At 71.5% G+C, this 11,853-nt stretch carries 9 protein-coding genes; 4 read left to right on the top strand and 5 right to left on the bottom strand.

Translation table 11 applies throughout. The features are described from left to right. The first annotated feature begins 4 nt into the window (after nucleotides 1-4). Nucleotides 5-763, top strand: coding sequence for a hypothetical protein (locus ACW5F0_RS03590; RefSeq protein ID WP_456964657.1), 759 nt, complete (start codon nucleotides 5-7; stop codon nucleotides 761-763). Here ACW5F0_RS03590 and ACW5F0_RS03585 read toward each other — a convergent pair. From ACW5F0_RS03585 to ACW5F0_RS03570, 4 genes are read right to left on the bottom strand one after another with little or no spacing between them, the layout of a single operon-like run. After that, a complete protein-coding gene (locus tag ACW5F0_RS03585) occupies nucleotides 760-1,608 on the bottom strand; it encodes an amidohydrolase family protein (RefSeq protein WP_456999042.1) in 849 nt (282 codons plus the stop codon). The two genes, ACW5F0_RS03590 and ACW5F0_RS03585, sit on opposite strands and share 4 nt — an antisense overlap. Nucleotides 1,609-1,634: 26 nt before the next feature. Continuing rightward, on the bottom strand, nucleotides 1,635-2,369 hold the full coding sequence (gene pgl / locus ACW5F0_RS03580; protein ID WP_456964655.1) for a 6-phosphogluconolactonase: 735 nt from the start codon (nucleotides 2,367-2,369) through the stop codon (nucleotides 1,635-1,637). Beyond that, complete coding sequence (gene glk / locus ACW5F0_RS03575; RefSeq protein WP_456964654.1) at nucleotides 2,366-3,391, bottom strand: glucokinase; 1,026 nt, start codon at nucleotides 3,389-3,391, stop codon at nucleotides 2,366-2,368. Before glk ends, pgl begins: the two co-directional genes overlap by 4 nt. Before the next feature lie 19 nt (nucleotides 3,392-3,410). Then, nucleotides 3,411-4,790, bottom strand: a complete 1,380-nt coding sequence (locus tag ACW5F0_RS03570) for a GH1 family beta-glucosidase (RefSeq protein ID WP_456999041.1) — start codon at nucleotides 4,788-4,790, stop codon at nucleotides 3,411-3,413. Nucleotides 4,791-4,900: 110 nt separating this feature from the next. Here ACW5F0_RS03570 and ACW5F0_RS03565 point away from each other — a divergent pair, with 110 nt between their 5' ends. Next, nucleotides 4,901-6,016, top strand: coding sequence for an ABC transporter ATP-binding protein (locus tag ACW5F0_RS03565; RefSeq protein WP_456999040.1), 1,116 nt, complete (start codon nucleotides 4,901-4,903; stop codon nucleotides 6,014-6,016). On the opposite strand, the gene ACW5F0_RS03560 is transcribed toward ACW5F0_RS03565, so the two are convergent. Beyond that, the gene (locus tag ACW5F0_RS03560) at nucleotides 6,013-6,891 is read right to left on the bottom strand and encodes a DNA ligase (protein WP_456999039.1); all 879 of its coding nucleotides are present in this window, start codon (nucleotides 6,889-6,891) and stop codon (nucleotides 6,013-6,015) included. The two genes, ACW5F0_RS03565 and ACW5F0_RS03560, sit on opposite strands and share 4 nt — an antisense overlap. Nucleotides 6,892-7,135: 244 nt before the next feature. On the opposite strand from ACW5F0_RS03560, the gene ACW5F0_RS03555 reads away from it, so the two are divergent. Then, on the top strand, nucleotides 7,136-9,409 hold the full coding sequence (locus ACW5F0_RS03555; RefSeq protein ID WP_456999037.1) for a winged helix-turn-helix domain-containing protein: 2,274 nt from the start codon (nucleotides 7,136-7,138) through the stop codon (nucleotides 9,407-9,409). Nucleotides 9,410-9,539: 130 nt separating this feature from the next. Then, entirely contained in the window at nucleotides 9,540-11,777 is a 2,238-nt protein-coding gene (locus ACW5F0_RS03550; protein ID WP_456964649.1) for an LVIVD repeat-containing protein, read from the top strand. Nucleotides 11,778-11,853 lie beyond the last annotated feature (76 nt).

Below are 11,853 nucleotides of genomic sequence, written 5' to 3'. Positions count from 1 at the left end.
CGCGATGCCGGACCCGCGATCCGCGGCCGTCCCCGTCTGGCCGCTGCCGCTGTCCATCGCGGCGTTGCTGGTGGCCGCCGTGCACCTGGCGTGGTGGCTCTCCGTGCGCGACGGCCACGTGCCGGCGTGCATCCCCTACGTGGAAGGCTGCACGTCGATCAGCCGCGCCGCGCGACACGGGCTGGGCAACCACGTCTTCCGCCTCCTGGTGCTGCCGTGCACGGCACTGCTGGCCCTGCACTGGTGGTTGTCGGCGCGGTGGCTGGCGCTGCGCGGCGCAATGCGTGGCGCGCGCTGCCTGGTCGTGCTGGGCATCGCCGCCGCGGTGGCGCTGGCGGTGTACGCCACGTTCCTGGGCACCGACGGCGCCGGGTACCGCTTCATGCGCCGCTATGGCGTCATCGTCTACTTCGGTGCGAGTTATCTCGCGCAGCTGCTGTTCCTGCGCATGGGCCGCGTGGCGGGGGCGCCGGAGGGGCGGCTGCGCACGGCGATGGTAGCGATCTGCGGCCTGATGCTGGCCATCGGCGTCGGCAGCGTGGCGGCGTCTGCGGCAGTGGAGGATCCTCTGCTGAAGGACCGGATCGAGAACGCGCTGGAGTGGCAGCTGGGCGTGCTGCTTGTCGGCTGGTACCTGCTGCAGGCCTGGCTGTGGCGCTGCAGCGGCTATCGGATCGGGTTGGCCCTGGAGCCCGGCAGCCACAGGCCGGCGGGGCAGGCGCGCGCCGAGGTGCGCCAGCGGCGGGACAGGGTGGCGCGCTAGTCGAGGCCGAACAACCTGCGCGCGTTGTCCGAGCGGATCTTCGCCTTCTCCTCAGGGGTCAGCGGGAGTCGCTCCAGGGCCTCCAGGTGCTTCGCAAACGACATCTGCGGGTAGTCCGAACCGAGCACCACCTTGTCGATGCCGACATTGCGCAGGGTCCAGACGAACTCGGCCTCGATCGGTGAGCCGGCAGCCAGCAGCACGATCCCGGAAATGTCGAAGTGGACGTTGTCCATGAAGAAGCCGTCGGCGGTGCGCGCCAACGCGAGAATGTTCCAGAAGCGGAAATCCATCCCGCCCATGTGGGCGAAGACCAGGCGCGTACCTTGCGCCTGGACGGCGAGATTGAAGAGCGTTTCGCTGTCGCCTGGGAGGATGCCGGCGTTGTCCATCAGCACGGTCATGCCGAGCTCGCCGGCATTGCGCACCAGTTCAAGCACGCGCGGGTCGGCGGCATTGAACTTCTGCGTGTGGGGATGGATCTTGAGCACCTTCACCCCCTGCGCCGCGACCCGGGTGAGTTCTTCCTGCGCGGCGCGCCCGTCATAGGGATGCACGGTAGCGATCGGCAGCACCTCCCGGTATTTCACCGCAAGCGCGATGACCGAATCATTACCCGCCCTGATCGCCTCCAGGTCGCCTTCGAGTGCCTGGCGCGGGCCACCGAACCACATCGCGCCCAGTCGGGTGGGCCCGACGCCAGCCGCCTCCAGCGCGGCTTCGTATTCGAGCAGCGATGCTTCGCCCTCGCGCAGGTGGACGTGCATGTCGAACGTGGCAGCGTGCTGTGCCTGCGCCAGCGGCGCAGCCAGGACGAGGAGGAGGGCGAGGAGGCGCTTGTGCATGTCAGTGGTTCCGGAACGGGGCGCCATCAGGGACACCAAAGGATCCGCAGCGGCGCACCCGGCGTGGTGAACGCCATGCGCACCGGAAACTCCATCGGGTCGTCGCCGCCGAGCACGTCGTCGAGCAGCTCGCGCTTGCGGGCGCCGCGGATGAGCAGCAGGCGGGTATGCGCTGGGGCCAGGCCCGTCGGCGTGAGGCTCACCCGACGCGTCCAGGCGCCGGCGCCGGGACAGCCGGTGGCGTCCACGGCCACGTAGGGCCGCGACGACCTGAGGGCGTCGGCCAGGCCGGGCATCTTCGGGAACAGCGAGGCCACGTGCCCATCCTCGCCCATGCCCAGCACGACGACGCCCGCAGGGTGGGCGGCGTGCATGTTGGCGATGGTCACCGCTTCTTCAATGCTGCGTCCCGGCCGCGTGATCGCTTCGAAGCGCGCGGCGCCGGCGCGGTCGGCGAGCAGCGATTCGCGGACCAGGCGTGCGTTGCTGTCGGGGTCGTCGGGCAGCAGCCAGCGTTCGTCGACCAGGGCGACGTCGACGCGACTCCAGTCCAGCGGTGCACGGGCCAGCGCGGCGTAGACCGGACCGGGCGTGCGGCCGCCGGAGAGCAGCAGGCGCGCGCGGGGCTCGGCTTCGAGCGCGCGCCCAAGCGCCGCAGCCAGGGTGACGGCCGCCGCCCACGCCCACTGCGTGCTGTCCTGGAAGGCCTGGAACTCGACGCCGTGACGCAGTGGAACGGAACCGGCCATGGTGGGGCTCACGCGGCCGCTCCGTGGCGCTGCCGTGCGATGGCCGCGGCACCCAGCAGCCCGGCTTCCGGATGCAGGACGGCCAGCGAGGGCACGGTGGACATCACCGGCGCGAAGCGTCCCTTGTGCTCGAACCGCTCGCGGAAGCCGGAGTGCCGCAGCGTTTCAAGCAGCTCCAGGGTGACGCCGCCGGCGAGATAGACGCCGTCCCATGCCCCGAGCGTGAGTACGAGGTCACCGGCTGCGCTCCCGAGCGCTGCGCAGAAGACATCGACCGCCTGCATGCAGCGTGCGTCACCGGCTTGCGCACCTGCGGCCACGTCGGCCGGATCCATCGGCACGGCGTCGGTGCCGGCCATCGCCGCGAGGGCACGATGGATGTTGACCAGCCCCGGGCCGCTGAGCAGGCGCTCGTTCGATACCCGGCCGTGGTCGCGCGACAGCTGCTCGAGGATGCCGGCCTCGACCGGCGTCGCCGGGGCGAAGCCTGCGTGGCCGCCTTCGGTCTCGAGCGCGATGGCCCGGCCGTCGCGCAGGAGCAGTGCGCCCACGCCCAGCCCGGTGCCGGGACCGATGATGGCGAAGGTGCGGTCGCCGGATGCGGCCGCGGTCGGGCGTGGCATGACGCTGCCGATCTGCGCAAGATCGGACGCGCCGAGCAGCGGGATCGACATCGCCTGCGCGGCGAAGTCGTTCACCAGCAGCGCGTCGTCGAGCCCGAGCGCGGCGCACAGGCGCGGGCGCGAGACCAGCCAGGGATGATTGGTGATGCGTGCGTCGTCGCCGTCGACGCGCCCGGCCACGGCGAACACGCCGGTCCGCAACGCGCCCCTGGCGCTGCCGATGTCGGCGAGATAACGCAGCGCCGCGTCGCCCAGCGAGGCGAAGGCCGCCACCTCATAGCGACGCACGCTGTCGACGAGAAGCGGCGCGGTCGCACGCGGGTCCGCGAGCGCGAAGCGCGCATTCGTGCCGCCGATGTCGGCCAGCAGCACGCGGGTGCCGGCGTCGGTCTGCAGTCGGGAATCGTGCATGCCGGCGACGTTGTCCTCGCTAGTAGGGAAGTGGATCGGAGAGCGTGCGTCCGTTGCTGGCGATGACCTTCGAATACCAGCGTGCGCTGTCCTTTGGCGTGCGCTCCTGCGTGCCGTAGTTCACGTGCACGATACCGAAGCGCTTCGAGTATCCAAGCGACCACTCCAGGTTGTCCAGCAGCGACCAGGCCATGTAGCCGCGGATGTCGACGCCGGCATCCATGGCGTCGCGGATGGCGGAGAGGTGCTTGCGAAGGTAATCGATGCGCAGCGGATCGCGCACGCGGCCCTCCTCGGCCACGGCCGGATCGAAGAACGCCGCGCCGTTCTCGGTGATGTAGACCGGCAGGTCGCCATAGGTCTGCTTGAACCAGACCAGCAGGTCGGTCAGGCCCTGCGGGAACACTTCCCAGCCTGTCTCGGTGTAGGTGCCCAGGGGTTGGCGCACCACGGCGGTCTTGAGCGGATAGCTGTCGCCCGCGGCGGTCACGCTGCGCGTGTAGTAGTTGATGCCGACGAAATCCAGCGGCTGCCGGATCAGTTTGAAGTCTTCCTCCGGCCAGTCCGGCCAGGCGTCGCCGAAGATCTCCTTGAGTTCCGGTGGGTAGTGGCCGAGCAGGGCGGGGTGCAGGAACTGCTCGTTCATGTAGGCATGCGCGCGGCGCACGGCGGCGGCGTCCTCGGCCGAGTCGCTGGCCGGGTACTTCGGCTCGATGTTCACCACCAGGCCCATTTCGTGCTTGCCCTCGGCGCGGTAGGCCTGCACCGCGGCGCCGTGCGCGCGCATCAGGTTGTGCGCGGCGATCGGCGCTTCGTAGCGGCTGCGATGGCCGGGCGCCAACGCGCCGTGCAGGTAGCCGCCGTCGGTGACCACCCAGGGCTCGTTGATCGTGGCCCATTTCTTCACCCGGCCGTCGAGCGCGCGGTAGAGCGTGGTGCCGTATTCGGCGAACCAGTCGGCGCAGTCGCGGTTGAGCCAGCCGCCGCGGTCGTCCAGCGCCGCCGGCAGGTCCCAGTGGAACAGGGTGAGCAGGGGCTCGATGTCGTTGGCGAGCAGTTCGTCGACCAGGCGGGAATAGAAGTCCAGGCCCTTCTGGTTGACGCGGCCGGTGCCCTCGGGATGGATGCGCGACCATGACACGCTGAAGCGATAGGCCTTCAGTCCGAGTTCGCGCATCAGCGCGACGTCCTGCTTCCAGCGCCCGTAGTGGTCGCAGGCGACGTCGCCGGTATCGCCATTGAGGGTCATGCCCGGGGTGTGCGCGAAGCGCGTCCAGATGCTGGGGCCGGCGCCGTCGGCCAGCGGCGAGCCTTCGATCTGGTGGGCCGCGGTGGCGGCACCCCAGAGGAAGCCTTCGGGGAAAACGAGGTCTCTTGCAGGACCAGTGGAATCGGACATGGACAAGGGGCTCCGGGCGGATCGGCGCGTAGGAATGCGTTGAAAACGGTTACATTGCGAGGATAACGCACAGGCCCCGCAGCCGCATGACGGGGAAACCCGGAGTGACGATGGCGCAGGTCAGGCTCGAACACGTCCGCAAGGTCTATCCCGACGGCTTCATCGCCGTCCATGACGCAAGCTTCGAAGCCGGCGACGGCGAGCTCCTTGTGCTGGTCGGACCGTCGGGCTGCGGCAAGTCGACCCTGCTGCGGATGATCGCGGGCCTGGAGACGGTCGACGGCGGCACGATCTCGATCGGCGAGCGGGTGGTGAACGACGTTGCGCCGCGCGACCGCGACATCGCCATGGTGTTCCAGAACTACGCCCTGTACCCGCACATGAGCGTGGCCGGGAACCTGGCCTTCGGCCTGAAGCTGCGCGGCATGGACAAGGCGGCGATCGCGGAGCGGGTTGCGGGCGCGGCGAAGACGCTGGGGCTGGAGGACATGCTGGAGCGCAAGCCGGCGGCGCTTTCCGGCGGCCAGCGCCAGCGCGTGGCACTCGGGCGCGCACTGGTCCGGCAGCCGCAGGTGTTCCTGCTCGACGAGCCGCTGTCCAACCTCGACGCCCGCCTGCGCGCGGCGATGCGGGTGGAGATCGCGCGCCTGCACCGCAGCCTCGGCACCACCATGGTCTACGTCACCCATGACCAGGTGGAGGCGATGACCCTGGGCCAGCGCATCGTGGTGCTCGACGGCGGCCGCATCCAGCAGGTCGACACGCCGATGGCCCTGTACGAGCGGCCGGCGAACCTGTTCGTGGCCACGTTCCTGGGCAGTCCGGCGATGAACGTCATTCGCGGTCGGCTGGTGTCGGTTGGCGACGCGCCCGCGCTGCTGGCCGATGGCGAGCTGCGCGTACCGCTGCCCGGGCTGCAGGTGCCCGGCGATTGGGAGGGCCGCGAACTGGACATGGGCCTGCGGCCCGAGCACCTGCTGCGGGCGGACGCCCCGGCCGGCGTGGAAGCCGTTGGGAGTGGCGACGCCAATTTCGAAGCGCTGGTGGAAGTGGTCGAGCCGGTGGGCAGCGAGGTGTTCGTGAACCTGGACCTGGGCGGGCATGCGCTGGTGGCGCGGCTGCCGCCCGGCGACCTGCCACGTCCGGGCGAGTCACTGTCCCTCCGGGTCGCAGTCGCCCACCTGCACTTCTTCGATATCGGCGACGGACGCCGATTGCAGCGCTAATCCAGTCGAGGGAGGGCGCCTGCCTGGCGCTCGGGGACGGCATCGGGCGGCGGCTCGCGCAGCCGCATGAAGCGTGCGAAGCGCGGCAATCCATTGCTGGTCAGGCCGTTGTAGCGATAGGTCACCAGGCTGCCGAGTGGCGGCGGCACGTCGCGCTCGGCGTCGCTGAGGCCGCTGCCGAGGCGGAAACGCGCGCCGTCTTCGCGCTCCACCAGCAGGGCACCGACCATGCCGGCGTACTTGCCGCGGCCTGGCAGATGCGCGACCACGCGCGCTTCGGCATCGTCGTGCGGCTTGAGCTTCAGCAGGCCGTCGCTGCGGCCGGGCATGTAGTGGACGTCACGGTGCTGCAGCATCAGGCCCTCGCCGCCGGCGTCGAGCACAGCGCGCAGGCGGGCCTGCAGCTGCTTGTCGTCAGTGACCCTTGACTGCGCCACCGGCCGCAGCCAAGGGGGAGTGTCCGGGCCGGCGAGCGCGCGCATGGCCTGGACCCGCTGCTCGAAGGGACCGGCGTGGTCCGGCAGGTCGAACACGAGGAAGCGCATCGCGCGCCACGGCGCGTCATCGGCCGGCGGATTGCGTACCAGGCTGCTGGCCTCCTCGAAGCGGCCGCGGCCCAACCACAGTTCGCCGTCCATCGGCTCCTCTGGCCAGCCCACGGTGAACCAGGGCGGCGCGTCCACCGGCAGGCCACCGCGCGTCCACAGCCGCCGACCGTCCCAGCGCCCGCGGACGCCGTCGAGCTTTTCGCTCAGCCAGTAGTCCGCAATGGGCCCGGCAGGTATCGCGCCGGGCGCAAGCACCGCGGGCGCGGCGTGCATGAGATCGGCTGGCTGCGCGTGAATGGCCGTGGGGGCGAAGGCCGGTGCGGACATGCATGCGCAGGCGAGCGCGCCGCGAAGGAACACGCCTGTTCCAAGTGTCGGAGCCGTGGTCATCGGTATGGTCCATCCTCGGGAAAGGCAGGCCAGCCTCCCGCCTCGTGCCCACCCTGCATATCGGCGCGACGGCCAAGCCTGCATCGGTGAGTTGCCCGTGACGATGCCGGGTACTGCGCCGGGATCCGGCCAAGGGGCGTCGAATCGGCGATCATCGCAGCGTGCAGATCCGATCGAACCCATGAGCCCGCGCTACCGCTTCGGGCGCCACTTGCTGGACACGGCCACGCGCGAACTTCGGCGCGACGGAGAGCCGGTGGTGCTGCAGGCGCGCGTGTACGAGTGCCTGCTGTGCCTCATCGCCCACCGCGACCGCGCGGTGTCGCGCGACGAACTGGTGCGGGCGGTGTTCCGCCGCGCCGACGTGTCCGATGCCCAGCTCGGGCAGGTGATGGTGCGCACGCGGCGGGCGGTCGGCGACGACGGCCAGTCCCAGCACACCGTGCGCACGGTGCCGCGCTACGGTTTCCGCTGGATGATGCAGGTGGACGTCGAACAGGGCACGCCGACACCGGCCCCCGTTCCCGTTCCCGTTCCCGTTCCCGTTCCCGTTCCGGCCAGCATGGAGCCGCCCCCTCGACCTCCACCGCCGGACCCGCCCCGCCCGGGCGATTCCGGCCGGCCCGGCCGGCTACGCCAACGGTGGGCTGTCGGATCGTTCGCGCTCCTCCTGTTGGCGGTCTTCGCGGCCACGGCATGGTGGGCGACGCGCCAGCGACCTCATGCAGGACCGCTGGACGCGGTTGTCGCCGGCAGTGGGGCGACGGTGCCGGTGCAGGACGCGCTGCTGGTGCTGCCGACCCGCGTGGAGGACGGCGACGATGTCGCCTGGGTGCGGCTTGGCCTGATGGACTACCTTGGCGACCGGCTGCGGCGCAGCGGCCTCGTGGTGCTGTCGAGTGAGTCGGCGCTGGCGGCGGACGCACGCGAGGGGGGCGACGGGCCCGCCCGGTTCCGCGCCATGCTGGGACGCGGCTGGCGGGTGGAAAGCGAGGTGGCGCGGAACGGCGCGGCGTGGGGTGTCCGCCTGACTGCAGGGGACGGCGGGGGCATGACCCACGCCGCGGCCGGAGAGGCCGGCGACCTGCTCGAAGCCGCGCGCCTGGCGGTCGACCGCTTGGCCCCGAGGCTCGGCGGAACGGCGCTGGCGGATGCCGAGGCCACGGACCTGGCCGAGCGCCTGCAGCGTGCGCGAGCGGCGATGCTGGCCAACGAGCTCGAGGCCGCACGCGGCATCCTGCTTGCCGCGCCCGAGCTGCAGCGCGCACAGCCGCGGCTGCAGTACCAGCTGGCGCGGGTGGATTTCCGCGCCGGCGAACACGCGCGGGGCCTGGCGCGCCTGGAGCGCCTGCTGGAAGAGGATGCCGTGCCCGATCCGGTGTTCCGCGTGCAGGTGTTCAACGCGCGCGGCGCGATGCTGCTGCGCCTGGAGCGGCTTGACGAGGCGGAGGCGGCGTATGACACCGCGATCGCGCTGGCCGCGGAGTACCCGGCCGAGCTCGGCCAGGCCCTCAGCGGGCGCGCGGTGGTGTACGCGATGGACGAACGCTTCGACGCGGCCCTGGCCGACTTCGGCCGTGCCCGAGTGACGCTGCAGCGGACCGGCGATGCCCTGGCGGTCGCGAGGGTCGACGCCAACATGGGCATCCTCGAAGCCGATCGCGGCCGGCCGGCCCAGGCCCTGGCCTTCCTGGACGAAGCCGAACAGGCGTTTTCGGCAATGGGGGCGGTGAACGAACTGGCGACCGTGCTGGCAGCGCGCACCGACGCCGAACTCGGCCTGCTGCGGGTGGAGCAGGCGCTGGCTGCAAGCGGGCGCGGCCTGGCGCTGCGCGACCGCGTCGCCGACCCGGCGCAGGCGCGGGCGCTGCTGCAGGCGCGGGCCGGGGCGCTGCGGGTCGCCGGCCGGCTGGACGAGGCGGCGGACATCCTCGCGAGCCGTGGCCCGCCAGGCCCCGGTCTCACGCTGCAGCTCGAGGCGGCGCGGCACGAGGTTGCGCTGGCCCTCGACCGCGAACGGCCGGACGAGGCCCTTGCGTTGGCTGATGCGGCCCTCGCCGCCGTTCCCGTCGGCGTGCATCCGGAGGCCCGCGCCTGGCTGCTGCTGCGCCGCGAGCAGGCCGCGCTGCGCCTCGATCGGCCGGTGCGCATGGCGGCGGAGGCCGATCTGGGGGCGTTCGTGCCCGACCGGTTGCGGCGCGCACTGGGCGTCCAACAGGCGGGACGGCCAGCAGCCGAGGTGGACGCCGCATTTGCCGACGCCCTGTCACTGGCCGAGCGCGAGGGCGTGCCGTCCGACATCGCCGACGTCGTGCTCGCCTACGCCGGCTGGCTGCTGGAGCAGGGGCGGCAGGCCGAGGCCGCGGCGCTCGCGGGGCGCGTGGCGATCTGGGCGCCCGCCGTCCCGTCGCTGGCGGAGCTGCAGGCGCGGGTCGCTGCCGCGATCGCCGGATGACGGTGGAGTTCGCCCGCAAGTGTCTGATTTCAAGCGTAATGATCATGTAACAGTCATGCGTCTGGAGTGTCCGGCAGCAGGTCGGGTCCCAAGGTCGGTGATCCACCCCAGCAAGACAGAGGATCCGTACGTGAAGCCGAATCCGTTTCTCACTGCCGCGCTTGCGGCTGCCATGGCCTGCACCCTTGCCGCGGGCGTCGAAGCCGCCGAGCCGCTCAAGCTCAAGCTGCTGCGCGGCGGCGGGATCGCGGCTGCCCCGGTCGTTTCCGGCGCGCTTGCCTACGTCCCGACCGGCCGCGTGATCGCGACCTGGGACTACGCCCGACCTGATCGACCGGTGCGGCTGGACACCTCGGACGCCGTGGGTGGCCCCATCAACGGCCTGGTGCGCGTGGGCGACCACCTTTACGCCAGCTGGCGCGGCGACAACGGTCGCAGCGGCGTCGCCACCTGGTCACTGGCCGACCCGCGGGTCCCGCGCCTGGTGCGCGATGACGAGGCCTACCTCGACAGCGATCGCACGCTGCGCGCCCTCGGCCTGACCACGGCCAACGACCATCTCTATCTGTTCGACGATGGCCACGGGCTGCTGGTCGGCAAGCTTGACGATCCGGAGGCGCCGGTCTTCGCGGCCAGCGCCGTGGGCAGCCTTCCGGCCCAATTCACGGACCTGGCGGTCCACGGCGACACCATCCACGCCAGCGGTCGTGGCTGGCTGGGCAATACGGTCTACACCCTGTACGACGTGTCCGCGCCGGGAGCCCCGGTGGTGGCGTCGAGCCACGGCCTGGACGGCCTCGACACATTCCGGGTCGTCAGCGGCCCGGAGACCACGGTCGGCATCGGCAACAACCTGTCGGTCTTCGACACGGCCGCGGGCATGGCCCAGCGTGGCTCGATCGAGATTCCCGCCGCCACCGCCGGCGCCCGCCTGGGCGACCATGTCTACAGCTTCGGCTACGGGCCCGGGATGGGGATCTGGAACGTGGCCGACCCGGACGCGCCGCAGGCGGTGGCACAGTCCACGATCGATGCCTTCGCCGGCAGGCGGGCCGTGCCGCTGGGCGAACAGGGCATGTTGCTGCAGACCGGCACCGATCTCATGCATGCGCTGGACGTCGGCCAGCCCGGCAAGCCGCAGCTGGTGGCCACCGGCTGGCTCCCCGGCGGCGTCCGCGCCGTGGACGCCGCGATCCATGACGGAAAGACGGTGCTGCTGCAGGCAAACTACGGCCTGACGGTCAACGACCCGGATACGCTGGCGCCGCTGGCGCGCGTGGAGGCCGGCCTGCCGAAACTGCTGGAGGGCCGCAGCTTCGAACAGATGGCCATGGCGGGCGACATCGCCTGGATGGCGGCCTGGGGCTACGGGCTGGTGGCGGTGGATCTCGGCGCGCAGGGTGGGCCGAAGGAGGTCTCGCGGCTTCCGTACCAGTTCGCCGCGACCATCGCCATCGAAGGAACCCGTGCCTGGGTCGGCCGCTGGACCAATGAAGGCGGGCTGGCGACGGTCGACATCGCGAAGCCCGGCGCGCCGGCGCTGCTGTCGGAGATCCCGCTCGCCAACCAGCCGTACCGCCTGCATGCCGGCAATGGCTACCTCTACATGGCCCAGGGCGCGCAAATCGAATCCGGATACCCGGGCGGCATGATCGTCTTCGACGTGTCCGGCAGTGGGGCGCCGCGGCAGCTTGCCCACGTCGACGACGGCTGCGGCGCGGCCTTCGATCTCGCCGTCGACGAGGCCATGGACCTGGCCTACCTCGCCTGCGGAGAGGGCCTGCGCGTGGTCGACATCGCCAATCCGGCGGCGCCCGAGGTGATCGGGCGCTACTCCCCGGGCAGCGGCTTGGGGGACTACACCCGCGTGGCTCAGGCCGGCGAACTGGTGTGGTTCGCGGACGCGGAAGGCCTGCACGAGCTTGACGTCAGCGATCCCACCAGCCCGGAGCTGCGGAAGCTGACGTCCTTGGGCGGTGCCGCGCCGCAGCGCCTGCTGGCCACCGGAGACCAGCGCCTCCTGGCCCTGGGCGGCGACACCGGCGTCCACGTGCTGGGTCCGGATGCCCGCCTGCTGCGCGCCGGGGAAACGGTGCGGGGCCTGTCCGGTGCGGAAGGCGATTCGTTCCTGTTCGCCGTCCGGGTGCCGGCCGGCGTGCGCAACCTGACGGTGCTCAGGGGCGGTGGTGGTGGCAGTGGTCAGCTGCGCATCGAGTCCCGCCACCAGGCGGTGCCGGAGGATGGCGCCGCCGATGGTTCGACCAGCGGCCGTGGCCTGCGCATCCAGGCGCCGGAGCCGGGCCTCCACTACATCCGTGTCACCGGACTGCAGGCGTTCGCCGGGGTCAGCCTGTACGTCGTCTTCTGAGGCTTGGGGGTGGCGGCATCCGGCCCAGCCGGGTGCCGCTATACTGCGGTGCTGCTGCCTCCGGGCCGCATTCCCG

It is taken from the genome of Luteimonas sp. A534, assembly GCF_054072805.1.
Note: the sequence above shows the minus strand (reverse complement) of the source record. Positions and strands in the feature narration are given on the sequence as shown.

What these genes read in the sequence shown, in the direction of transcription:
- ACW5F0_RS03555 (WP_456999037.1), top strand. Translation starts at nt 7,136, where the DNA reads ATGAGCCCGCGCTACCGCTTCGGGCGCCACTTGCTGGACACGGCCACG.
- ACW5F0_RS03565 (WP_456999040.1), top strand. Translation starts at nt 4,901, where the DNA reads ATGGCGCAGGTCAGGCTCGAACACGTCCGCAAGGTCTATCCCGACGGC.
- glk (WP_456964654.1), bottom strand. Translation starts at nt 3,391, where the DNA reads ATGCACGATTCCCGACTGCAGACCGACGCCGGCACCCGCGTGCTGCTG.
- ACW5F0_RS03560 (WP_456999039.1), bottom strand. Translation starts at nt 6,891, where the DNA reads ATGTCCGCACCGGCCTTCGCCCCCACGGCCATTCACGCGCAGCCAGCC.
- ACW5F0_RS03570 (WP_456999041.1), bottom strand. Translation starts at nt 4,790, where the DNA reads ATGTCCGATTCCACTGGTCCTGCAAGAGACCTCGTTTTCCCCGAAGGC.
- ACW5F0_RS03585 (WP_456999042.1), bottom strand. Translation starts at nt 1,608, where the DNA reads ATGCACAAGCGCCTCCTCGCCCTCCTCCTCGTCCTGGCTGCGCCGCTG.
- ACW5F0_RS03590 (WP_456964657.1), top strand. Translation starts at nt 5, where the DNA reads ATGCCGGACCCGCGATCCGCGGCCGTCCCCGTCTGGCCGCTGCCGCTG.